Annotated in this window: 19 protein-coding genes and 1 riboswitch; of the genes, 5 read left to right on the top strand and 14 right to left on the bottom strand. The window is 56.1% G+C overall.

Going from position 1 to position 23,453, the window contains the following annotated elements:
* Nucleotides 1–18: 18 nt before the first annotated feature.
* From FE783_RS18080 to pdhA, 5 genes are all read right to left on the bottom strand, one after another.
* Nucleotides 19–3,114 (bottom strand): ATP-binding protein, encoded by a 3,096-nt coding sequence (locus tag FE783_RS18080; RefSeq protein WP_138880784.1) that lies wholly within the window; start codon nucleotides 3,112–3,114, stop codon nucleotides 19–21.
* 195 nt (nucleotides 3,115–3,309) lie between these two features.
* Nucleotides 3,310–4,722: a dihydrolipoyl dehydrogenase gene (gene lpdA, locus FE783_RS18075; protein ID WP_138880783.1), complete on the bottom strand. Its 1,413-nt coding sequence runs from the start codon at nucleotides 4,720–4,722 to the stop codon at nucleotides 3,310–3,312.
* Between the two features lie 4 nt (nucleotides 4,723–4,726).
* Nucleotides 4,727–6,070, bottom strand: coding sequence for a dihydrolipoamide acetyltransferase family protein (locus FE783_RS18070; RefSeq protein ID WP_138880782.1), 1,344 nt, complete (start codon nucleotides 6,068–6,070; stop codon nucleotides 4,727–4,729).
* Nucleotides 6,071–6,357: 287 nt separating this feature from the next.
* A complete protein-coding gene (locus FE783_RS18065; protein WP_138880781.1) occupies nucleotides 6,358–7,338 on the bottom strand; it encodes an alpha-ketoacid dehydrogenase subunit beta in 981 nt (326 codons plus the stop codon).
* A gap of 3 nt (nucleotides 7,339–7,341) precedes the next feature.
* On the bottom strand, nucleotides 7,342–8,424 hold the full coding sequence (pdhA, locus tag FE783_RS18060; RefSeq protein WP_138880780.1) for a pyruvate dehydrogenase (acetyl-transferring) E1 component subunit alpha: 1,083 nt from the start codon (nucleotides 8,422–8,424) through the stop codon (nucleotides 7,342–7,344).
* A 388-nt stretch (nucleotides 8,425–8,812) separates the two neighbouring features.
* On the opposite strand from pdhA, the gene FE783_RS18055 reads away from it, so the two are divergent.
* From FE783_RS18055 to FE783_RS18045, 3 genes are all read left to right on the top strand, one after another.
* On the top strand, nucleotides 8,813–9,541 hold the full coding sequence (locus FE783_RS18055; RefSeq protein ID WP_138880779.1) for an alpha/beta hydrolase: 729 nt from the start codon (nucleotides 8,813–8,815) through the stop codon (nucleotides 9,539–9,541).
* Between the two features lie 118 nt (nucleotides 9,542–9,659).
* A complete protein-coding gene (locus FE783_RS18050) occupies nucleotides 9,660–10,580 on the top strand; it encodes a M15 family metallopeptidase (protein ID WP_138880778.1) in 921 nt (306 codons plus the stop codon).
* A gap of 156 nt (nucleotides 10,581–10,736) precedes the next feature.
* Complete coding sequence (locus FE783_RS18045; RefSeq protein ID WP_138880777.1) at nucleotides 10,737–11,402, top strand: DNA-binding response regulator; 666 nt, start codon at nucleotides 10,737–10,739, stop codon at nucleotides 11,400–11,402.
* Nucleotides 11,403–11,692: 290 nt separating this feature from the next.
* Here FE783_RS18045 and FE783_RS18040 read toward each other — a convergent pair whose 3' ends face one another.
* From FE783_RS18040 to FE783_RS18030, 3 genes are all read right to left on the bottom strand, one after another.
* Nucleotides 11,693–12,514 carry a lipoate--protein ligase family protein gene (locus FE783_RS18040; protein ID WP_138880776.1) on the bottom strand — a complete coding sequence of 274 codons (822 nt, stop codon included), beginning with the start codon at nucleotides 12,512–12,514 and terminating at the stop codon, nucleotides 11,693–11,695.
* 411 nt (nucleotides 12,515–12,925) lie between these two features.
* Nucleotides 12,926–14,233, bottom strand: a complete 1,308-nt coding sequence (locus FE783_RS18035) for a molybdopterin-dependent oxidoreductase (RefSeq protein ID WP_138880775.1) — start codon at nucleotides 14,231–14,233, stop codon at nucleotides 12,926–12,928.
* A gap of 232 nt (nucleotides 14,234–14,465) precedes the next feature.
* The gene (locus tag FE783_RS18030) at nucleotides 14,466–15,254 is read right to left on the bottom strand and encodes a C40 family peptidase (RefSeq protein WP_158301891.1); all 789 of its coding nucleotides are present in this window, start codon (nucleotides 15,252–15,254) and stop codon (nucleotides 14,466–14,468) included.
* Between the two features lie 343 nt (nucleotides 15,255–15,597).
* Here FE783_RS18030 and FE783_RS18025 point away from each other — a divergent pair, with 343 nt between their 5' ends.
* Complete coding sequence (locus tag FE783_RS18025) at nucleotides 15,598–15,894, top strand: HesB/YadR/YfhF family protein (protein ID WP_138880773.1); 297 nt, start codon at nucleotides 15,598–15,600, stop codon at nucleotides 15,892–15,894.
* A 93-nt stretch (nucleotides 15,895–15,987) separates the two neighbouring features.
* Here FE783_RS18025 and FE783_RS18020 read toward each other — a convergent pair whose 3' ends face one another.
* The 4 genes from FE783_RS18020 to FE783_RS18010 form a co-directional block, all read right to left on the bottom strand.
* A complete protein-coding gene (locus FE783_RS18020) occupies nucleotides 15,988–16,281 on the bottom strand; it encodes a hypothetical protein (RefSeq protein ID WP_138880772.1) in 294 nt (97 codons plus the stop codon).
* Between the two features lie 101 nt (nucleotides 16,282–16,382).
* Nucleotides 16,383–16,481, bottom strand: a riboswitch (cyclic di-GMP riboswitch).
* Nucleotides 16,482–16,687: 206 nt separating this feature from the next.
* A complete protein-coding gene (locus FE783_RS37990) occupies nucleotides 16,688–16,825 on the bottom strand; it encodes a hypothetical protein (RefSeq protein ID WP_202916207.1) in 138 nt (45 codons plus the stop codon).
* 180 nt (nucleotides 16,826–17,005) lie between these two features.
* Entirely contained in the window at nucleotides 17,006–17,449 is a 444-nt protein-coding gene (locus tag FE783_RS18015) for a universal stress protein (protein ID WP_138880771.1), read from the bottom strand.
* Between the two features lie 94 nt (nucleotides 17,450–17,543).
* A complete protein-coding gene (locus FE783_RS18010; protein ID WP_138880770.1) occupies nucleotides 17,544–18,476 on the bottom strand; it encodes an MORN repeat-containing protein in 933 nt (310 codons plus the stop codon).
* A 136-nt stretch (nucleotides 18,477–18,612) separates the two neighbouring features.
* Between FE783_RS18010 and FE783_RS18005 the strand changes: the two genes are divergently transcribed.
* Nucleotides 18,613–19,980 carry a hypothetical protein gene (locus tag FE783_RS18005; protein ID WP_138880769.1) on the top strand — a complete coding sequence of 456 codons (1,368 nt, stop codon included), beginning with the start codon at nucleotides 18,613–18,615 and terminating at the stop codon, nucleotides 19,978–19,980.
* 61 nt (nucleotides 19,981–20,041) lie between these two features.
* Here FE783_RS18005 and rsgA read toward each other — a convergent pair whose 3' ends face one another.
* Both rsgA and FE783_RS17995 read right to left on the bottom strand, forming a co-directional pair.
* Complete coding sequence (gene rsgA / locus FE783_RS18000; protein WP_138880874.1) at nucleotides 20,042–21,100, bottom strand: ribosome small subunit-dependent GTPase A; 1,059 nt, start codon at nucleotides 21,098–21,100, stop codon at nucleotides 20,042–20,044.
* 289 nt (nucleotides 21,101–21,389) lie between these two features.
* Complete coding sequence (locus tag FE783_RS17995; RefSeq protein WP_138880768.1) at nucleotides 21,390–23,429, bottom strand: glycosyl hydrolase family 28-related protein; 2,040 nt, start codon at nucleotides 23,427–23,429, stop codon at nucleotides 21,390–21,392.
* Between the last annotated feature and the right edge of the window lie 24 nt (nucleotides 23,430–23,453).

Below are 23,453 nucleotides of genomic sequence, written 5' to 3'. Positions count from 1 at the left end.
TTCTCCTCTCTTCCGGCGTTATCCCGCCCACGGCGTTTCTTCTGTCCGTTTGGGCAAATATACCGTCACTTTCGTTCCTTGCTCCAGAGCCGAATCGACCGAGATGCTCGCGCCGGGGAGCGTCATAAGCCGCCTGCGTATGTTCATCATCCCGATTCCGCCCTCCCTCATCTCGCCTTGGGCGAACCTGTACACGAGATCGTCGGCCATCCCCACCCCGTCGTCCTCGACGATAATCCGGATATACCCCTCGCCGTCCGTAACGGTCAAGGATACGCTGCCGTGCCCTTCCTTCTCGAACAGCCCGTGGCGTATCGCGTTTTCAACGAAAGGCTGGATGCTGAGGGACGGAATGAATGTCTCCTCCACTCCCGGCTCCAGCGTAAGGCGGAAATCGAACCGGTCGCCGAACCGGGCTTTCTCGATTTCCACATAAGCGCGGATCAACGCCAGCTCGCGGCTTAGCGGCACGAACATGTCGGAGCGGTCAAGCTCGAACACATAGCGCAAATAGCTGGCCAGCATCGACAGCAAATGCGCCGCCTTCCGCCCGTCCGTATAACAGAAGGAGACGATGCTGCTGATCGCGTTATACAGGAAATGCGGCTTGATCTGGGCATGCAGGAAAGCGAGCTCGTTCTGAAGCGCACGGTTCGCCGCCGTCTTCATCGCAAGCTGCATCCGGATTCGGGCAAGCAGCGTTCCGGCGATGAACGGCTTGGTTACGTAATCGTTCGCGCCCGCCTTGAAGCCGAGCTCGATATCTTCGGGCGTGCTCTTGGCGGTCGCGAGCAGAATCGGCAGTTCGATAACCGAGCGGGTCTCGCGCAATTTCCGGCACAGATCGAGTCCGGACAGCTCCGGCATCATGACGTCCAGCACGAGCAGATCGATGGACGGATGCTCGCTAAGCTTGCGAAGCGCCTCCTTCGCCGAGAAGGCGACTACGACGTTATACTCGCCGCCAAGCGCATTCAGAAGCAGGCGAATGTTCGAGGACTCGTCGTCCACGATCAGAACCGTATGCTCGTGCCGGTCCAAATGATCCAGAGCCGCTTTGGCCACTGGCTCGACAAATACCGCATCGTCATGCTGCGTCGTCCGGGCGCCCGGCGCCTCCGCCACCTGCGACACCGGCAAAGCAAAGACGATCCGGGTTCCGCGCCCAGGCTCGGACCAAGCTACCCGAATATGCCCGCCCATCCGCTCGACGAGCTGGCGGCTTATATACAGACCGAGCCCCATGCCGGTATATCCGTCGCGCGAGGCCGGTTCGTTCCGCTCGAAATAACTGAATATGTCCTCGTGCCGCTCCTTCGAGATTCCGGTTCCGGTATCTTCTACCGAGATGAACACGAAACCGTCCGCGATTCCCGAGGCTACCTCGATCGAACCCCTCTCCGTATGCTTGATCGCGTTATGGACGAGATTGTACATCACCTGCCGGACGCGGTTCTCGTCGGCCAGCGCGAGGGCGCTCGCCCCCACCCGGTTCGACAGACGCACGTCTTTGCCCTCCACCTCGAATTCGAGCACATCAAATACGAATTGGGTAACGACCTGCATGTCGACGGTCGACGACCGAAGGCGGATTTCGCCATGCTTCATCTGAACGACGTCCAGCAAGTCGTGAACGAGCGAAGACAGCTTGATCGAAGTATCCTTGATCAAGGAAAGATTGCGGTGCTGCTTCGCGTTCAGCTCCCCTTCCTTGCCGTCCAGCAGATGTGCGGAAATATTAAGAATGCCGTGCAGCGGTGTTTTCAGCTCATGCGAAGTGTTGGCGAGAAATTCGTCTTTCTGCTGGTCCCTCAGCAGCAGCTGCCGGGACAAGCTTTCCATGCGATCGTAGGCACGGGCGAACCGCAGCGCCAACATCAGGTTCATGAACGAAATGAACGCGAGAATGCTCAGCTTGCCGACAATCTCGCTTGTCGTCACGTTGGCCGCGTACAGCAGGCCGTCGCTCAGCATGATCAGGAGGGATACCATAGCCCCGAAGAGCAAAGCGAGTTCCCGGCGCTCCAATCTGCCGTTTTCTTTGTTGAAGCCAAGGTAGGCGATGCGGAAGGCAATCAGCAGGAATGCGGCAAAGCTATACATCCAAAACCAAGGCTCCGCAACCGTATACACCGAATAGGGCAGCACTACGATGCCTAGCAGCAGCACGATCAATGGAAGGATGAACGCCCCCAACTGCCATCTTCCGATAATGCGCCGATCAAGACGGTGGAGAAAAGCGGCCAGCACGACAACGCTCGCGAACCCGGTCAAGTCCTGCATTTTGTAAGCCGCCTCGAATGGAACGGCCGGGAACAGCTGCATGAACAGCTTCTCGCCGCTGAGCAGAAGCGTGCACATTAGCGCAGCCAAGTAGATGCCGCTGTACAAATACTCCTTTTCCTTCATCCGCATGCCATATATGCTCAAATGATAGACGCTGAACAACAGCAGCATAAAGACGTCGGCCAAATCGATTCCGGATGTGATCATGCCGAGCCGCAATACTTGCTCCTGCAAGCCGAACTGGATACTTTGCACGATGCCCCCGTTCGGAAATGCATAATTGGCGACCTGCAGCACGATCTCGATTTCCTCGCGGTCGGTCTGGAAAAACTTGCTGTAAGGCGTATTGCCGGGCGTATGCTCGCTCTCGCGGGCGGCCGGATCGCCGCTTTGGCCGGCCGGCTTGCCGTCGATATACAGCCGGTGAGCCATCCGGATGTTGCCGGACTTTATGCCATATTCGCCCGAGCCTTGTCCGAGCTTCAATAGGAGCCGATACGTGCCGAACCCTCTGCTATCCATGCCATTGCCGTTCTCCGGCGAGTGGCCCCGCCATATTCCAGGTACATTCATATAGCGGGTATATTCGGGAGTACGGCCTTGAAAGTCGGCGGGCGTAAGCAGCATTCCTTCATAAAATTCCCATTCCCCGTTCAAGCTGACGAAGCCGTCCTCCCGGAAATTCCAGTCCGACACGTCCATAACGCCCCGGATCGCCACAGGCATGTTCTGCTTGGGGATCGTGTAGGAATAGAAACCGCCGAGAACGAGGAGAGAAATGAGCGGAAGCAAGGCAAGCTTGACTATTTGGCTGAAGCTTGTTTTCATTGTCTGTCGACCCTCTTAATCGACCCCAAAATTTGCAGCCGGGACCGTTTAATCAAAGCTTAACATCCCGCTCTCACAAAATACTCACAAACTTCGGCGGGCTCGTCCTCTCCTTACTTTAATGCACCCTCCGCCAAAAAGAAACACCCCGCTCCCGGTAAGGAGCAGGGTGTGCTGCGTAAAGCAAGTCTTTGCTTATTTCACGATCATATGGATCGGATGGCCCAAAGCGCCTTCCGATGCATCCATGACGATCTCGCCGAGCGTCGGATGAGCATGAATCGTAAGGGAGATATCTTCCACGGTCGCTCCCATCTCGATAGCGAGCCCGAGCTCCCCGATCAGGTTGGACGCCTCCGCGCCGACGATTTGCGCGCCGATTAGATGACCCGTATCTTTATCGCCGATCAGCTTGACGAATCCTTCGCTCGCGCCGATCGATTGAGCGCGTCCGTTCGCCCCGTAGCTGAACCGACCGGAGAAGACGTTGACGCCTTTCTCTTTCGCTTCGGTCTCGCTCAAGCCGACGCTTGCGATTTCCGGTTCGGAGAATACGACGGCCGGAATCGCTTTGTAATCGACCGCGCTCGGCTTGCCGGCGATCGCTTCCGCCGCCACTTTCGCTTCATAGGAAGCTTTATGGGCGAGAGAAAGACCCGGCACAACGTCGCCGATGGCGAAAATGGCTGGTACGCTCGTACGGCCTTGATGGTCGACCTCGATCAAGCCGCGGTCGGTCATTTTCACGCCGATCGCCTGCAGCCCGAGCTCGTCGGTATTCGGCCTGCGGCCTACGGTCACGAGGACGTAATCAGCCGTTACTTGCTTCTCTTCGCCGCCGACGGTGTAAGTAACCGTCACGTCGGAGTCGGTTTGCTTCGACTCTTTGGCAAGCGCTTCGGTCACGACATCCACGTTCGACTTCTTCAAGCTGCGGCCCACATAGCGGGACAGCTCTTTCTCGAAGCCCGGCAAAATCGAGTCGGAGCCTTCCAGTATCGTTACCTTCGTGCCGAACTTGGCGAACGTTTGGCCGAGCTCGATGCCGATATAACCGCCGCCGATTACGACGAGGCTCTTCGGAATTTCGTTCAGGCTGAGCGCTTCCGTCGAGGACAGGATCCGTTTGCCGAACGGAAAAGCTTTCAGCTCGACCGGACGGGAGCCCGTCGCGATGATGCAGTGGTTGAACCGGTATTGGGTCGAGTCGCTTTCGGTGGCGACACTGACGACCGATTCGTTGACGAAGAACGCTTCGCCGGTCGCGAATTGAATTTTGTTGCCCTTCAGCAGCGAAGCTACGCCGCCGCTTTGTTTTTTGACGATGCCGTTTTTCCATTCTTGCACTTTGGCCCAGTCGACCTTCACGTCGCCGACGTTAATGCCGAACTCGGAGCTTTCCAGCGCCGTTTCATAGCGATGTGCTGCGGAAATGAGCGCCTTCGACGGAATGCAGCCGCGGTTCAGGCATACGCCGCCGATTTCGGCTTTGTCCACGCAGACGACGGACTTGCCGAGCTGAGCCGCGCGGATTGCGGCAACGTACCCGCCCGGGCCGGAACCTATAACCAGGACGTCGACATCTACAGTAAGCGTTCCGACTACCATGCGTTTATACCTCCATAACCATAAGCTGCGGATCTTCCAGCAGCGATTTGATGTAGTTCATTGCATTTTGCGCCGTTGCTCCGTCGATCAGACGGTGGTCGAAGCTGAGCGAGAGCGCCATGACGTTGCCGATGACGATTTGGCCGTCGCGGACGACCGGTTTTTGCGAGATGCGTCCGGTGCCGAGAATGGCTACTTCCGGATAATTGATGACCGGCGTAAAGAACATGCCGCCTGCCGAGCCGATATTCGTGATCGAGATCGTGCTTCCTTTCAGCTCGCCCGATTGCAGCTTGCCGTCGCGGCCGCGAGCCGCCAATTCGCGGATTTCGTTCGCAACCTGCCATACGTTTTTGCGGTCCGCATCGAACACGACCGGTACGAGAAGTCCGTTGTCGGTGTCGGTAGCGATGCCGATGTTGTAATATTTTTTATAGACGATTTCGCTCTTCTCGTCGTCGATCGAAGCGTTAAGCGCCGGATATTGCTTCACGGCCGCTACAAGCGCCTTGACGATGAAAGGCAAATAAGTCAGCTTGACGCCCTTCTTCTCCGCGAGCGGCTTCGCCTTCTGACGAAGCTCGACGAGAGCGGTGACGTCCACTTCGTCCATGATCGTAACATGAGGTGCCGTGTAAACGGACTTGACCATTGCGTTCGCGATCGCTTTGCGCATTCCTTTCAAAGGCACACGCTCTTCGACGCGTTCGCCGGCTGCAGTCACAACCGCCGCCGGTGCTGCTGCGGCTGGCGTTCCTTGAGCCGCTTCCGCCTGCTCGGCTTGTGCAGGCGCCACCGCTTGGCCGCCGCCCGCCGCGAAGGCGAGCACGTCGTCTTTGGTCACTTGGCCGTTGCGGCCCGTGCCTCGAACCGACGCGATGTCGACGCCTTTCTCGCGGGCGAACTTGCGCACGCTCGGCGTCGCCAGCACTTGGCCGCCGGCTGCTGCCGCAGGTGCCGGTGCTGCTGCTGCCGGTTGCGCCGCCGGCGCTGCTGCTGCAGGTGCCGCTTGCGGTGCACTTGGCGCCGGAGCCGCTGCAGGTGCAGGCGCCTCGGCCGCAGGAGCGTCGCCGCCGCCATGGTGAATCGACTCCGGCGGAATTTCGCCGACTACGTCGATAACCGCTAGCGGGTCACCTACGTGGGAAACCGTGCCTTCTTTAACTTTCAGCTCGACGATTTTGCCGGTTACCGGGGAAGGGACTTCCACGACCGCCTTGTCGTTTTGCACGTCCATAATGATTTGATCTTCTTTTATTTCATCTCCCGGCTTGACGTGCCATTTCACGATTTCGCCTTCGTGAAGACCTTCGCCGAGCTCCGGAAGTCTGAACTGCCAGATCGCCATAATACTGCCTCCTGTCGGATCGCCCTATGCAAGCAGCCGGTACGTATAGCCCGCTGCCTCCGGGCAATGATACGAACGATAACGGAACCAGGTTCCGCTAAGAAAGGAATTTTTATATCGTTCCATAAGTTAACGGAATTTTATTCCGTTATTCGTTGAAAATTTATGCCTATTGGAGCCGCCAACGCGCTGATAACGGAACGTAGTTCCTTTATTCGCGCGGAAACGTTCCCCGGCAGGCAAATAACGGAACCGAGTTCCGTTATTGCATGCCGCCAAGCGGATCATTAGAAATTCAGGACTTGATTGATCCCTTCGATGATGCGGGCCGGCGTAGGCAGCCATTCGTCTTCGATTTGTCCGAAAGCGTACACCGTATCCGGCGCCGCAACACGGAGAACCGGCGCTTCCAGGTGCAGGATCGCCTTCTCGTTGACTTGGGCGATAACTTCCGCCGCGATGCCCGCCGTCTTCTGGGCTTCCTGTACGACGATTGCGCGGTTCGTTTTCTTGATCGATTCGACGATCGTATCGATATCGAGCGGCATAAGCGTACGCAGGTCGATGACTTCGACGGACACGCCTTGCGCCTTCTCGATTTCTTCCGCCGCCTTCAGCGAGGTGTGAACCATCGCGCCATAGGTCAGGATCGTAACGTCCTTCCCTTCGCGGACGACGTTCGCTTTGCCGATCGGCACCGTGTAGTCGCCTTCCGGAACTTCGGCGCGGAATGCGCGGTACAGCTTCAAATGCTCCATGAAAAAGACCGGGTCGTTGTCGCGGATCGCGGAAATGAGCAAGCCTTTCGCATCGTACGGGTTGGACGGAATGACGACCTTGATGCCCGGAGTTTGCACGAGCATGCCTTCCAGGCTGTCCGTGTGAAGCTCGGCCGCTTTCACGCCGCCGCCGTAAGGCGTACGGATAACCATAGGCGCGTTGTAACGGCCGCCGGAACGCCAGCGCAGACGAGCGGCTTGAGCCACGATCGAGTCCATCACTTCAAATAGGAAGCCGATAAACTGCACTTCCATAATCGGACGGAACCCTTGAACGGAAAGACCTACGGCCAAACCGCCGATGCCGGATTCGGCAAGCGGGGTGTCGAACACGCGATCTTCCCCAAATTCCTTCTGCAGCCCTTCGGTAGCGCGGAACACGCCGCCGACATGACCGACGTCCTCCCCGAAAATCATGACGTTCGGGTCGCGCTGAAGCTCCAGCTTCATCGCTTCGTTAATCGCTTGAACCATCGTCAGTTGTGCCATGACTTACTTGCCCCCCTTGCCCGAAAACCAAGCTTTTTGCTCTTCCAAATGCGCCGGAGTCGTCTCGAACATCGTATCGATCAAGCCCGGAACGGTCATTTTGACCGTTTCTTCGGCTTTCTTGATCTGCTCGTTCACATGCTCCTTCGCTTCTTCGATCACTTTGTTCTCTTCCTCTTCGCTCCACAAGCCTTTGCCGGTCAAATAGTTGCGGAAGCGGACAAGCGGATCGCGAAGCTCCCAATCGCCGGACTCTTCTTTCGTTCTATATTTGGACGGATCGTCCCCGGACATCGAGTGCGGGCCGAACCGGTAAGTGATCGCTTCGATCAAGGTCGGAACGCCTTCAAGCGCGTGAGCGCGGGCTTCGGATACGGCTTTGTACACCGCGAGCACGTCCATGCCGTCGATTTGTACGCCGCGAATTCCGGCTGCGACCGCTTTTTGGGCGATTGTTGAGGCCATCGTCTGCTTCGCGCGAGGCGTAGAGATCGCATAGCCGTTATTTTGCACGAAAAATACGCATGGCAGCTTGAACGCTCCGGCGAAGTTCATCCCTTCGTAGAAATCCCCTTGGGAGCTGCCGCCGTCGCCCGTATAGGCGATCGCGATGTTCTGTTTGCCCCGGCGCTTCAAGCCCATGGCTACGCCCGGAGCTTGTACGATTTGCGCCCCGATGATGATTTGCGGGAGCAGCACATTGACGCCTTCCGGAATTTGCCCGCCATGCTGATGACCGCGGGAATACAGGAACGCCTGATACAACGGCAGCCCGTGCCATACGAGCTGCGGCATGTCGCGGTAACCCGGGCATACCCAGTCCTCTTTGTCGAGTGCATATTCGCTCCCGATCATGGAAGCTTCCTGGCCGGATACCGGCGCGAAAAATCCTAACCGTCCCTGACGGCTGAGCGACACGGCGCGCTGATCCCATGTGCGGGTGAACACCATGCGGCGCATCAGTTCCTTTAATTGATCGTCGGACAAATTCGGCAAAGCTGCCGAATCGACGACTTCGCCGCTCGGAGACAGAACCGACAACGGCTTGATTTCGTCGATCCGAACTTCGGACAATGGCTTGCTCATCGCTTTTCACCTCTGAATAGATTTGCCTATCGTGTTATACAGAATAGATAACTGTTATAGTATATGAGCCACTCTGTTTCATAACAACAAATGCTCTTCTGCCTGAGTATGCCTTATTTGACAGCCGGCAGCATATGTAACAGAGCATAATCATTATATAGTACAGATCAACAAAAATCTACACCAACCTGCAAACTTTTTCGTTGCAGCCGAAAGCGGACAAGCATCGGACGAAGTCGTCCGGTTTGCAAGGAAAGGCCGCTTTTCCGGTACGCATGCAGTATTCCCGAAACGAATCGATTTACCGTCTTTTCTTTTTCCCGGCCATCGCTGTTATAATTATTTTACACGAAACGAGGCAAATTCAATCCCGAAAGGAAACCGCGACATGGACGACACCCGCTATACGAAACGAACGATTATGAAAGAGGAAGTCGCTTCCGTCTTGCTGTCGGAAACCCGCAATGTGAAAATTTACCTTCCTCCGGGCTATAACGAACTTCTGACTTATCCGGTATTGTATTGTCAGGACGGGGAAGATTTTTTCAATTTCGGCCGGACGGCCACTCATATGACCAAGCTCATTTTGGACGAAGGACTGGAGCCGGCGTTCATCGTCGGAGTGGATGTGGACAAGAAGCTGCGCAATGAGGAGTATTCCCCCGACGGGTCGCGTTTTGGCGCTTATTGCCGTTTCTTCGCAGAGGAGCTCATACCGTATGTCGAAGCCCGCTATCCCGCCAAACGCGAACGTTCCGCCAGAGTCATCGCCGGCGACTCGCTGGGGGGGACGGTATCGCTTCACATCGCTCTCGAATATCCGCAGCTGTTCAACCGGGTTTTATCCTTGTCCGGCGCCTTCTTCGCAAGCACCCGCGACCGCATCGCGGCGGAGAGCGATTTATCTTGGCTTCAGCTGTACATGCTGATCGGCTTGCAGGAAACGGCCGTGGAGACGTCTCGCGGCACTTTCGATTTCCTTGAGGAAAACCGCCGCACCCGCGAGCTGCTGGAAGCCCGGGAAACGGATTTATTTTATGAGGAGAAGGATGGCAAGCATACATGGGGATTTTGGCAAAAGGAGCTTCCGACAAGCTTAAAGATTTTCTTCGGATGACCGATAAGGTACAGGCGGGAATTGTTGGATAGCTTCGGCACGGTGTAACTTCTCGCCGCTCCGGAACGTCAATACATACGATACAGCTTCAAAGACAATGGGGAGGATTACGACAGCCATGAAACGATATTTCAATCGAACGACAGCCGCCTTGCTGCTTGCCGGCTGCTTGGTCGGACTTTCCGCATGCGCGGATAAACAAGCGGCTCCGGCGGATACGAAACCGGCAGGGGAAACCGGTGCGTCTTCCGGCACCTCCGCGAATACAGGCGGGGGAAGCGGAACTCCCGGTCAGACGCCCCCGCCGAAGACGGGCGATGCCGGCTCTGCTGCCGGAACACCCTCGACAGGAACGCCGCCGTCATCCGGCAGCGCCGACAAGCCGAAAGACGGAACGACGGCACCCGACGCGAAGAACCCGCCGAACGGCGGCAAAACGGTGCAGGTTGTAGCCAAGCCTGCCGACATCGCCGTGCTGGTCAACAAAACCTACAAGCTGCCCGACAACTACAAACCGGACGATCTCGTCGAGCCGAACATCCCGTTTATTTTCCAAGAAAAAAACGAAAAGCGGCTAATGCGCAAGGAAGCCGCCGGCGCGCTCGAGAAGCTGGTCGCCGCAGCGAAGAAGGACGGCGTGTCATTGGCCGGCGTATCCGGCTACCGCTCTCAGACAACGCAAAAAACGTTGTTCGAAAACTATGTCAAGAAGGACGGCGAAGAAGCCGCCCGCAAATACAGTGCCGTCCCCGGCCACAGCGAGCACCAAACAGGGCTTGCGATGGACGTATCGGGCAGCGACGGCAAATGCGCCGCCTCCGACTGCTTCGGGGGCACGAAGGAAGCGAAATGGCTCGCCGAGCATTCCGCCGAGCACGGCTTCATTATCCGTTACCCGAAGGGCAAAGAGGATGTTACGGGCTACCAGTACGAGCCTTGGCACCTTCGGTATGTAGGGACGAAGGCCGCGAAGGAGATCGCGGAGAAAGGCGTTACGCTTGAGGAGTATATGCTGAACGCGATTCCAGTGTCGAAGTGATTTGTGTTTTTTGAAGGGGACAGTTGCCAATATTTTCGATATCCGTTAGGATGGAATCATCATCTTAATATCGGTCGTGAAGCACACGCCGCTCGTCGCTATTCGTGACGCAGCGGCTTTTTGCGTCGCGGCGCCAATGGAAGGGAGTGTTGCGGCTTGAGTTTCGAACAGGCTCATGAACGTTTTATGCAGAAGCATTCGCGCTTGCGCAGCGGTGAACGGCTTCGCAGGCTGACCGATGGTCACGGTCATGCCGAGCGGACTTTTCTCCAGCGCTTATGGTGGCCGGCCGTGGGCAGCTTTGATTATTTGCATCCGGAGTTTGAAGTGTCCGATTTCAAGGACGGCTCCCGTTACTTGGACTTCGCTTACATCCGCTTTCCTTACCGGGTGTGCATGGAGATCGACGGCTACGGCCCTCACCTGCGGGACGTCTCCCGCACGCAATTCGCCGATCAGCTCATGCGGCAGAACCATCTCCAGATCGACGGGTGGAGGGTCATCCGTTTCTCGTACGACGATGTAATGGAGAAGCCTCGCCGCTGCCAGCAAATGATACAGCAATGGATGGGAACATGGTTCGGCGGGGATCAACAACGCATCCTATTGACACGGAAGGAACACGAGCTGATCCAATTTGCGATCCGGCGGCAGAACGCGATTACTCCGTTCGAAGCGAGCGAACAGCTCGGAATCACCACAAGGTACATGCGGACCTTGCTGCAGAGGCTCGTTCGGGCTAATGTTTTGCTCCCCCACTCGGGGGATAAACGGGTTCGGTCCTATATCCTGAATCCGGATGGGAAGCATTTGTTCCTGTAAAGTAGGGAGTGTACCTTTCGTGCGGAACAAACAGTTCCGCTATCTCCGAACTAGGCAGGCAATTCAAGGCTTAAAGGAAGTTTGAGTTCCTTTATTCATAGAATAAAGAGCCGTTTCCGCCGTTATTTAGCGAATAGAGGAACTCTGCGTTCCGTTACGGCCTGAAAGCCGCCTTGCGAAGGGCAATAGCGGAACTCATTGTTCCGTGGAAGCATCGGAGGCAGCAGAAGCAGACGCATGCATAAAACATGCGCCTAAATGACACTTCTTCTGCAGAACTAGGACTAAGTTCAATCCTGCTGATCCTTGCGATCGTACCGGTTGCGCAGTGTCGCCGCCATCCGCTCGAGCTCCTGCATCGACGGCTTGTCCGGGTGACGTCCGACCGTTCCGCCCCACGACGTCAACGTCTCCGTCAACGCCCGGACAAACGTCCGGACGGTTACGCCGTAGCCGCCCAGCTCCGCCAGCGTAGCCATTGTTTCCGGCTGAACGGCCGGCGCATCTTGCGACTCGTCCCCACCCGTCGCCAATTCATAGAAGGAGCGGATCAGCTCTCCGCGGCGGTGGGCATGCCCTTCGACGGCGATGAACGCATTAACGATAAACGCCTTCGTCTGGCGCCGCTGCGAAATGCCGCACAGCTTACGGCCGTTCACGCTGACGTCGTACTCACCCGGGCAGTAAGAGCCCTTTACTTCTCCTTTGTCCGCACCGAGCCCCAGCTTGGCGAAGCTTTCGCGGATGAGCGCATACATCAGCTCGAAGTCTTCCTTGAACTCCAGTCTGCCCGTCGGATTCGGCATCACGATCGATACGTTGACGATGCCCGGATCGAGCGACACCGCCGCTCCGCCCGAGTTGCGCACACCGACCTGATAGCCGTGCAGACGCAGCCATTCGAGCGCGTGCTCGACGTTAGGCAGTCTGCGGTCCCGCAACCCGAGCACGACCGCTTTCTCGTGCCTCCATATGTGCACGAACGGGGATGCGCCTTCCCCGATCTTTTGACAGAGCAGCTCGTCATAAGCGAATGGGAATAAAATATCGCCCAGCAGCGTTTTTTCGCTTGAATCTTGAATGTAAAAAGGAGACGGTATCCGTCCGCTCATGTTTCCTCATCTCCCCGAAAGTAACTTGAAAGAAATCCAGTTAGAGAATAGCATGAAAACGGGAATTGTTCAAACCCGGACGGCAGTTTGAACGTGCCCTAGGCGTCTGACTCGCACATCGCAACTTGCCGAACACCATATAGGAGTAGATTGCACCATTTTATTTTGGGCAAAAATCCCTTTCCCTGTAGAATAGAAAATAGTAGAGAGACTGTCGATTAACTGATAGCGAAGCGTAAGCACGCCGTTCCAAGTGAAAAGATACCTTCCTCTGCTCAGACAGCTTGTTTTAAACTCCTTGATTGATAAGGATTAGACCGCTAATTCTCTCGCAAATCGCCCGGCAACCTGCCATCCCCCCAAAAAAATTCAAACAAAAAGACGCCCTCGCGGACGTCCCGGTCACTTTATCTAGATCGATACATTTTTCGGCTTCTGTCCGGGTACCCAAGCATGCTGGTCGTATCCGTTGCGCCCCCAAAATCCGATGTGCTCCTGCTCGATCAGCTCGATGTTGCGCAGCCACTTTACCGATTTGTAGGCATACATCTTCGGCACGAGCAGGCGGACCGGACCGCCCAAATCGCGGACGATCGGCTTCCCGTCCATCAGGACCGCGACCATCACGTCGTCTAGGTTCGCCTGCTCCATCGTCAGACTGTCCGTGTAGACGCCGTCTCCCGAATAAAACTTCACATACTTCGCATTGTGCTGGACTCCCGCCATCGCCAGCAGCTGCTTCAGAGGAATCCCTTCCCACGTGGTGCTGTACACGGACCACCCGGTGACGCAGTGAAAATTGCTGACCTGCACCTTGCGCGGAATTTGCAGAAACTGCTCCCAGCTCCACTCCAGCCGCTTGTCGACCAAGCCGCTTATCCAAAACTTCCACGTATCCGATGCGAATTCGGGCATATCGACAACCGTATAAATACGGAATTCGCCCTTGCCCCCTCCGCCGATCGGCTTCAGCGAATCCGCAAGCGGAGTCGGGGCCGGCAGCATCCGGTTGACGTCGGCGGCGGCCGATTCCAGCGACACCTTCCCCATGCCCGTGCCGGAGAAAAGCCAGCGCGCGAACTTCGGACCCACCAGCAGCAGCAGGACACCGGCGAACGACCATGTCAGGAACGCGCGCCGGGTGTATGCCGTATCTCGTAGCCAGCCGCTTACTTTCCCGATCCGCATCCGCACCGGAACCGCCGGCAGCGCGCCTTCTGACGCGTCGATGTTCGGCCGCTTCCCCGCTCTTGCATCGGGGCGTTTCACCCGCAGCCAGCGGCTGCGCGTAACCGCATGAAAGACGGCGTAAGGCACGCCGACCCATGTAAGCAGATCGTGAACCCACAGCGCGGCGTTCGTCAGGACCGGAGGAAGCGAACGGAACTGCCATAGCACAAATCCGGACACGATCCAGCCGGCCAAGAGTGCCAGCACGATCGCCAAATTCCACTGCTGGCGCGGCTTTCCCCGAAGCTGCTTCAGATGCTTGCTCATGGTGGGGACGTACAGCAGCACCACGACCGCCGAAATAATCCCGAGAATAATATGAGCTTGCTTCAAGGTAACCCGGACGATGCTGAATTCCCCGCGGAGCGCCGGAATGAACAGAACGATCCCGGTAATCGCCAGCACCAATACGAGCCAACCGTTCCATGCGTGCAGCCGAAGCAGCTTTTTGCCGAGCGCCGCGTTCCGCCGTTTCCGATCTTGTTCCATAACGGCTTCCTCCTTGTCGATCCATCCATTTACCTTAGTATACGTTTTCACCCGAAATCCGGTTTTACGGCCTCGGCCGGAGCGGCCCACCTATTTCGAGGATGGGCGACCACTACACTGTAGTGGATGCGCCTTATCATACAGACACAGGCCCATGAATTTTTTCATGGGCCTGCTCCTTTACGGTTGCATACGGGGAAATCCGCAAAATATCGTCGCGCAGACGACCGTTTTACTGGATAACCCGCTTCCCTTTAATCAGTCTTCCCTTCCAGCGTTCGTCCAGCTCGGATACGACGACGCCGATGCCCGTCCGATACGTATGCAGCATCTTGTTGTCGCCCAAATAGACGGATACGTGCCCGATCCGCTCCGTCCCGGTTTTATCCTTCCGCTTCGGCGTCGTGAAGAACAGCAAATCGCCTTTGCGGATTTGGTCCAGGCCGATTTCGGTTCCGACCTCGCTTTGCTGGCGAGAATTTCTAGGCAGCTTGATGCCTTTCTCCCCGAATATGTAATTCAGAAACGAAGAGCAGTCGAACGACTCGGTTTGGCCCAAAGGCGCTCCGAAATCGTACGGCGTTCCCATATACGTCATGCCGAGCGTTAAGATGGTGTCCGCTTTGCGTTCCCAGGCGGGTGCATCCGCTTGCGCCGGGACAAACTTGTAATTCGGATAATTGCCGTTCGAGTCCGGCTGGTCGGCCATCGGATCGTCTTCGTTTTCCGCGGAAACGACCGCCGTCTTCGTTTTATCGTTCCACTCCACCCGGTAGCCGAGCGATTGGGCGGCGAGCCGTATCGGCACGTAAGTCGTACCCTTGTAATTCAGACTCGACGGCAAATTCGTTTCGCCGTCGTTATAAGGCGTCTCGGAGCTGAACGTCTTCCCTCCGACCATCCACCGGAACGGAACGGCGTCGAGCTCGACCTTGGCCACCCCGGTTGCGAAGGCGACATTGACCATAAACGAAAGGCCGGCCAAACCGGCCAAGCCGACCGTAATCCATGTTTTCCTCATAAAGGTGCTCCCTCCACACGGCTGTACTTGTATCCGTATAGAGTTCGTCCGGCAAGAGCCCGTTTGCGGGAGTGGCATCTACGGTACAAATTGGTAATAGTTGATATTAATTTGTAATAAATGGTATAAATTGGCAATAGTTGATACTTATTTGTCCTTAACGGTACAATTTGGTATTAATACAAAGGCAAGTCGGCCACAATAGGTAAAGCGTTCATCCGGAGCTATACATTGACAAACGAGCCGAACTATTCCCATAATAAGTTAACGGTGCACGAAGCAATCCCGCCAAATGCAAGGTATTGAACCAAAATCGGCAACTCGCGAAATGGGGAATGTCCAGATGAATCTGATCGTAACCGATGCGGCCGTACACTGCTTTACGAAGGAATGGGGTTTTCGCGAAGGGGAATACGTCCGGGTGTACGTCCGATACGCCGGCGGCGGAGAAGATCCTTACGCGCTCGGCATTATGAGCGGCAAGCCGATCCATATCGGGATCGAGACCGTTGCCGGCAAGCTTACGTTTTACATGGAGGAAGCGGATCTGTGGTTTTTGGACAACCGGAACTTGACGCTCGACGCCAAAGGTGAAGATATCTTTTTTCATTTGTCGGCCGCGCCGACGAGAGATGACTGAATAAGTCATCTCTTTATTTGTTCCACCATAAAATGCAGAAAAAAGCCCCGGTATCCCCATAAGAGCGGAATACGGGACTTTTTTTGCTATGTATCAATAGGTTCGCTTGGAGGAGACATGCTCCTGCAAGAGCCGGTACAGCTGAATGATCGAGTCCTGGTTTTTGCTGAAGCGGAACGATATTTTCACTTCGCCCTGCCAGTAAAAAATAAACAAATTGTTTTTGCGCCCGATGACGAGCTCCACGTCCCATCTCGAATCGGTCAACCGGTATTTATCGCGGTTGAAAAACAGCTTCGGCCCTTCCGAGGAGTAGTACATGCCGAAAAAATCGTCGCACAGCTTCATATAAAAACCGTGTTCCGCGCACTTGAGCCCACCTTCCATCAGTTCCAACTCCTTTGCCTTCGTTATTAGTCCCTCCGTTGCGATGCTTCGGTAAGCCTCCGATCCTTATATCCAAAACAAAAAAACTTCAATTCGTTTCGTTCGGCAGCTGGCTGGCGTGGCTCGGTCGAGAGCGACCTAAGACTTTAGCCCCTTTAGCTTTGCGTCGCCGGCTTTCGCCGGGTTTGCCAGTATCGTGAAGTTCTCGAAGTTTTGGCGTCTTTTTTGTCGATTCCTTATTATAAGAATAATGGAGGGGCACTTCGCTTTACATCCTCCTTTATACCTATTTTTAGACACATGCCGACGTTTTTCGGATCAACCGCAACAAATTCGACAAACCTCTCGGCAAAAAAAACGAAAAAACCGGGCGGTTGACCACCCGGTTTTCAGCCCGTGGTACTGATTAGCAGATGCCGGTGCCGCGGAGAATAATTACCAGCAAGATGAACAACACCAGAATGATGCCCGTAGAAGTGAACAGACCTCCGACTCCTCCGACTCCGCCTACGCCGCAACCAACGCCGCCTACTCCGAATCCCATGTGCAGTCCTCCCTAATTCCATTATGCGGTGATTTGCGATCCTCCAAGGAACCGACCCGCTGCGCCATCGCTTCACTAAGAGGTTCCAACCACACGATCTACCATATGAGACATTGGCTATGGCGGACTGTACAAATGTCCCGTAGGCGCAAACTATTTTTGGGGAGGCCGGTCACATGCCTACTCGCGCGGCGCTTTGATGACGAGAACCGGTATTTTCGCATGCTGTACGACATAGTGGCTCACGCTGCCGAGAAACAGCTCTTTCAGCGTCCCGAGGCCTCTGCTGCCGATCACGATAAGGTCCGCTCCCTGTTCGTCGGCATATTCCAGCAGAGCCTGGGCCGGATCTCCCTGAAGGAGCGCCGAAGCCGCAACCGGGACCCCTGATGCACGGGCTCTAGCCTCTTCCAGAATATGCTCGGACTCCGACATCTCCTCCAGCTCCATACGCACGGGAGCTACGACAACCGCTTCGCCGACGACGAAATTAGGAATTTGGTATACATGGGCGATCGACAGACGCGCACCCGGCGTCGAACGGACGAGATCCGCGGCCCGGTCCAGCGCGGACTGCGCTTGGGCCGAACCGTCGTATGCGACTAGTACATGTTGAAATGGCATGACGGACACCTCTTATCGGAAATTGGATTTGGTTCCATTGTATCAACGGGTTCGTCCGGCAACTGTGAGCGTTGTCACATTCCGTATACTATATTCATACCCCAGTTGACCCGGGTTGAACCATAGTACCATGCAGCCGATCCGTCGTATGGACGAATTCACCGTATGACCAGAACCCGTTCCGGACCGTACCGTCCGGGTACGTTATCCGGCCGCGCCCATGCTCGAAATGATTGTCCCACTCGCCTTCATAAACCGTTCCGTCCGCCCACTCATATGTGCCTTTGCCGTGAAAGCAGCCTTCTCTCCACTGACCGGTATAGCGGTCGCCGTTCGCGAACAGCTTCGTTCCCCGGCCATGCTCCAAATCCCGGTACCAGACTCCCTCATACTTGGTCCCGTCCGCCCACACATAAGTCCCTTTGCCATGCCGAAGCCGGTGCAGCGTCTCGCCGCTGTAGCTGCCTCCCCGTTCATCCTGCCGCGACCCGGTGTCGCCCGTCAACCCGGTGCTTTCTTCCCATACCATATCCCGCAGGGCGCCGTCGATTTCGATGGTAGTCGTGAGTCCGGGTGCGGGCTCAGCGTTATCCTGATTCGCAAGGACGCCCTTCCCGGCGGTCGGCGCGACATACATCGGCTCGGCGGCGAAACGGTCGTCCACGTACGTCGTGTAATACCAGCAGGTCAGATCGTATATCCCGTACAAGCATTGTTTCACCGTACCGGCTTCCAGAAAAAGCTCGCTTTCTCTCAAGTCCATCATCATTAGCCGCCTCAGCAACGTAATGAAAGCCGGCTTCAGCAGCTCCATCTGTTCCAATTCGGCTAGCCGATCATACGGGTCGTGTCCTTCTGTGTTTCGTTCCTCGCGCTTCATGATATCCATCGTCAGCCAGTCGCCCGCATGCTTTAAATCCGATAGCGCGGCGGCCGGGTTGCTCGCCGAGGTCCGCTCGGCACGGGCTGCCATCTTGTACAGATGCGGGAGTTCCGCTTGCAGAAAATCAAAATGGGAAAGCTTCACGCCATACTCTCCTTGAACTTCTTTTTTGTTATCGTTTCGGAAAAGTTAACTTCGCTAAAACACGAATGTACAACATCGATGAAGCTTCGATCGGAAGCTTTTGTTATAATAAGGAATATCGGGAGGGATTATGTCAATGAAACTAGACAAGAACAGGGAAGCGGCCTCGTCGGCCCGCAAATCCGCCGCTTCTGCAAATACCCATAAAGACGGTTTCGGAACGGCCTCCATCGGCTCATTTGCCAACTGGCGGACGGCTCAGCGAACGATGGGCAACCGTGCGGTCGGACGAATGATCGAGCATTCGATACAACGCAAGCCGGAGCAGCCAACAGCCTCCCCTTCAGGTAAGCCGACCGTTCAAAGATTGATCGATGCAAGCAGCTTCAAGCAGGAAACGAAAGTAAAAAATCGCTTCCGTATGAAAATAAAAGGTGTCGACACGGCGCTCGCCGCTTACGGCAAAATCGCCAGAAACAACTACGCGAAACTCAACGAGCAGTTGGACGTCATCCGGGGCGAATGCAACGATTACAAAGCGCATCCCAAGGCGCATCCTTATCGCATTGCCGGCGTAGACCGGCTGCTTGAGCAGATCGGCAAGGAGCAGCGCGTAATTGCTCCATTAAGCGAAGCGATGGCCGAAGCCGATCCGAAGAAGAAGTTCGCCAAGCTGTGCGAAGGTCAGGACGCGCTTGTAGAAGTGAAAGAAGACGTTCCCGGCCTGAGCAACATGTCGCTCGATCCGGAATTCAGCGAATGCATACGAGAGCTTCGCGCCGTCCCCGGCGCAATGGAGGAAATGCTCCAGAACGAGATGGACCAGCTGAGGGCCATCATGAACGCTGCGGACACCCCGGACATAACGAAGCAAATATTGGCCGAAGCGCTCGGAAACGCGGACGATATTCACCTGGAGGCTTTCAGTCCGGGAGCCCGTTTTACGAATCAGAAAGAAAAAGACCGGGGAATAACGGAGAAGTATGTAGTCAACCACAACATGAACGCGCCCGGCGGCACATCCGAACGTCTCGGTTCTCTGGCGCATGAGCTTACCCACGTCTCCATATCCGAGCAGTTCGACAATACGGCGCTGTTCTTCGCCTTCGGCAAGGACGCGACCGAGGACGAGGTCATGGCTCTAGTGGAAAAGCGCCGAAGCGATCTCGATTCGCTCATCGCGCTGCTGAACCCGAAAGACTTCAAGAAGGATCAGATCGATCTGTTGAATTTAAAGCTGGCCTATCCGCGCAAAGGCGGACCCGCGGGCGTTCAGCGCTACATCGACAATTTCTTTACGAGCAAAAAAATATCGAAGGAACAGAAAGAAAAAGCCGAATCGCTTGTTGCCCGGGGAATGGATAATACCGTTATCGAGTTCGATACAGTCATAAACCAGATGCTCATCTACATGCAGCAGTGGAAAACACCGCAGGACAATCCATTCTATGTAAAGCTGATGGAGGTTGCGACCGATGCGCAAGCCCATCGCATGGGCGGCTGATTTCTTGTCGACCGCCCTGTCTGCGATAAGCCCCGACTGGACATGACGCAAGAACGGCCGCCTACTTGCCGCTCTTCCGCATGTCCATATTTATTTTTTTCCAGCGCTCCTTCTCTTTGCTGCGCAGCGCCGCATCTTCCTTCCGCGCCAAGTAGGCAAGCTCCCTCTGCAGCTTCAGGTAGCTGTCGTATCGGTCTGCTGCCAGCTTGCCGCTGCGCAGCGCTTCCTGCACGGCGCAGCCGGGTTCCCGACGGTGACCGCAATCGCCGAAGCGGCAGCTTGACGCCAGCTCTTCAACGTCGCGGAAGCCGTGGTCCAGCCCTTCGTCCGCATGCCACAGCTGCAGCTCCCGCATGCCCGGCGTATCGATCAGCACCCCGCCTTCCGGCAGCAGCACGAGCTCGCGGTGCGTCGTCGTATGGCGGCCTTTGTCGTCGCCTTCCCGGATGTCCCTCACCTGCATGATCGCCTTGCCGTACAGGGCATTGACGATCGTCGATTTGCCTGCGCCCGAGGAGCCTAGAAGCGCAACCGTTTGCCCTTCGTGAAGATACGGCGCGAGCTGCTCCAGCCCTTCCCCGCGCGCCGCGCTGATGACGTGCACAGGGACGCCGATCGCCGCGGCTTCCGCTTCGGCAACCCGCTCCGCCCGTTCCGCTTCACCGCACAAATCCGCTTTCGTCAGCAGGACGACCGGACTTGCGCCGCTTTCCCATGCCAGCACCATATACCGCTCCAGCCGACGTACATTGAAATCCTGATTGAGCGCATTGACGAGAAACACCGTGTCGACGTTCGCCGCCACAATTTGCTCGTCCGTGACCAGTCCGGCCATTTTCCGTGAAAACTTGCTGAACCTTGGCATGATCGCATGAATCGTCGCCCGGTTGTCGGCTTCCCTGTACCGGATGACGACCCAGTCTCCGACTGCCGGGTAATCGTTTCTTCCTTGCGCCTGATGCCTCAACTTGCCCGCCAATTCGGCCAGCATGTCGCCGCGTTCCGTATAAATCCGGTACAGATGCGTATGCTCCAGCGCGATGCGGCCGTATCCGTCCCCCGGCTCGGCCATCCGGCGAAACTGTTCGTCCATCTCAGGCTTCCAGCCCAATTGTTTCATATTCAAATGCGGATTCCTCCCGTAATGTTCGCGGAAGCGGCATCCGCCACGTCGTTTTCTTACGCGGACGGCGCTTCCGCCAATCTGTTCGTTTCCTTAACCGGTGCGCATACTGCTTGTTCCACTTTCCCAGTCCATGCAATCGACATATAACATCATCCTTTCATATGTTCAAAAAAGAGACGGCCGCAATACATGCAGCCATCTCCATTATATTCCATTGCGCCTCCGCTTACACGGGGCAGTATTGGTATAATCATTTTTTCGAAAGAGCGGCGGCTGTTCGCGGCTAAAGCGGCGATGTTCTCAATTGTCCGTCATTGTCCACGTAAACTTTGTATTTTCCTGTTCCGTCGGGCGTTGTCATGACAATTCCGTCGGCAACGTGAACGTTTGCCCAACGCTTGCCCGCGGCGCCAAGATCTGCCGTGTTGTCCGTCTTCGGAACGATCGCCCCTGCGAAGTCGGCCGTTCCGGCAGCCGATATTTTGAGCTTGGCGTCGCCTTTAACCCTTAGCTCGTGGCCATCGTTGCTTTCCGCAATAAACGACCCGCTCACTTTGTTCAAATTGCCGTGCACTTCGATGTTCGCTCCCGGGGTAATGCCCAAAGCATCCTTTCCTTCCCCGTTCTGCAATCGGACCCGCTGATTGTTCGGCGCCTTGAGGACGAAATCCTGCTCGGTTCGCTGCGGCATCGTTTCATAGCTGTCGAACGAATAACGCGGCTGGAAAAATCCCCCGTCCGTATAGCGAACCCCGGACTGCCGCTTGAACTTCGGCATTTTATCGACGCTGCTGAATTCCGTTGCCAGAAAGTAGATGTTGTTCGTCTGCCCGCATGGATACGGCCCCCTCGCTCCGGCACTGTTTCTCCACGGCGCGGCGATGATCCTCCCGCCTCCCAGTACCCCGTCGTAGCGGGCACCGGATTCGAAGTAGCTTCCTATGAATTGAACATCGAACGCATCATGCAGGTGAAGCAAAATATCCTCGTGACCTTGGATCGTGCAGGAGATAAATTTGAATCCGCGCAAAGGGTACCCGCTCATCTCTATATTTTTGGAGACACCCATACCGATCGCCGTATGACACGCGGCCCGCTTGGACGAATGCTCCAAACCGCCTATGTAGCAATTGACGAAAGCGGTGCCCGCAAATCCCGTACTGTACGGCGACAGCCTGACCTCGTCTCCCACATTCGCCGTGTCCGCCGGATTGCTCGACAGCCCGTGTAATGTGATGCGATCCCCGGATACCGTCGTCGACGTGTAATCGAATACCTTGTTGGCGAGCCGCACCTTGCCCTGTTGCGGCAGCGGACTGCTGCTCCACCAAGGGATTTCCAGCGTATAATTTCCAGCCGAACCGCCGAATGCGGTGGATCGGTACAAGTCGCCTCCCCGCACGCATAAGCCTGTCACTCCTTGAAACGTACAGTCGTAGAACCGATTGCGCTCCGCTCCCGCATTCGTATTTTCGGCGCCCAGGCTTCCGGCCGTAATGAGAGTCGCCGCAATTCTCCAGTATCCGACGATCTGCACGTTGTGTACGAGGATATCCTGCGCATTGTCGAGAAATACGCCGACGTCCCATTCGTCGCCGAGCGCAAACGTATTTTTGTCGTTGTACCCGTCCAAGCCATTAAAATTAGGGACAATGCGCAAATTGCGGATCGCGGCGAATTGGCACCCTTTAGGGGCGTACAAGGCGACGGAAAATGGTTTTGTCGAAGCCGGACCGCTCCCGGAAGCGTCCGCATTGCGGAAATTGGTCAGCCGGTAAGCCGAGTCGGCGTGATTCGGCAGCGTATCCGTATTGACGAGTACGCCGCCGGAAGGATGCATATCCGTGACGTAGGCCACCTCATACGATTTCGGTCCGGTCCCCGTAAATCGCAGCTCGGTCGCGGCCCGCTGCTTCGTCCGATTAGGAAAAGGAATATCCCATGCCCCGACACCCGCTCCTTCCAGCGCAACGCCGGAGCGCATCGTCAATGTATTCGTCAATTTATAAATGCCCGGGGGAAGAAATACGATTCCCCCGCCGCCTCCCGCGCATAGATCGATTGCACTCTGGACCGCTGCCGTATCGTCGTTCACCCCGTCGCCGAGCGCTCCCTGCTCCTTTACGTTCAGCACGCCGTAGGTCGCTTGCTGGACGGTCGTCTGACCGTTTGCCTCCGTATAACCTGCGCGCCATATTCCTCCCGCGGCGAAAGCGACACCCGCCGCCCCGATGGAAGCCAGAAGTCCTCTTCTGCTGATCGCGTGTCCTTGCTGCAGCTCTTCGTCATGCTCTAGCCCAACCTGTTTCCGATTATCCGCCATTTTCGATCACCTCATCCGCGAATT

This window comes from Paenibacillus mesophilus, from assembly GCF_005938385.1.
GTDB lineage: Bacteria > Bacillota > Bacilli > Paenibacillales > NBRC-103111 > Paenibacillus_AB > Paenibacillus_AB mesophilus.
Note: the sequence above shows the minus strand (reverse complement) of the source record. Positions and strands in the feature narration are given on the sequence as shown.